We start from the raw sequence: 567 nt of genomic DNA, 5'->3' as shown, positions 1-567 counted from the left end.
CTTACCTTATCCGTCTGCTTGCACACACAGACGAGAACTTAGACGAGTTGACCGGAAAGTATTACGACCCGCAGGAGTTCGTCGACTACAAAGCCAGCGTAGAGAAACCCTTGCCCATGATTTACCAAAGCGGGTATCTTACTATCAAAGACTACAAGCCCAGACGCGGCACTTTCCTGCTTGACTTCCCGAACAACGAAGTGAAGAAAGGCTTTGTCTCGTTAGTCGCTTCCGATTACCTCAAGCCCAAAAGGGAAAGCGTAAACAGTTGGATACAAGATGTAATCGATGCCTTGGAAGACGGGGAGACCGAAAAGCTGCGCAAGCTCTTCACCTCTTTCCTTGCCGACATCCCTTACACGATGCGGCGCAAAGAAGACGAGCGGGAAAGGGAACGCTATTTCCATTACACCTTCTACCTGATATTCCGTTTGGTTAGTGTCTATACGGTCTATACAGAGAAAGAGCAGAGCGAAGGAAGGGTGGACTGCATCGTAGAGACACCGGACTATATCTATATCTTCGAGTTCAAGTTAGACGGTACGGCAGACGAAGCCCTCCGACAAA

Annotated in this window: 1 protein-coding gene; it reads left to right on the top strand. The window is 49.0% G+C overall.

The features are described from left to right. Positions 1-567, top strand: a 567-nt coding sequence (locus B5F91_RS14780; RefSeq protein WP_204244715.1) for a PD-(D/E)XK nuclease domain-containing protein, incomplete at both ends; no start/stop codon positions are given.

Source organism: Bacteroides sp. An322, from assembly GCF_002161765.1.
GTDB lineage: Bacteria > Bacteroidota > Bacteroidia > Bacteroidales > Bacteroidaceae > Phocaeicola > Phocaeicola merdavium.
The sequence above is the reverse complement of the archived record's forward strand: the minus strand, read 5'-3'. Positions and strand labels throughout refer to the sequence as shown.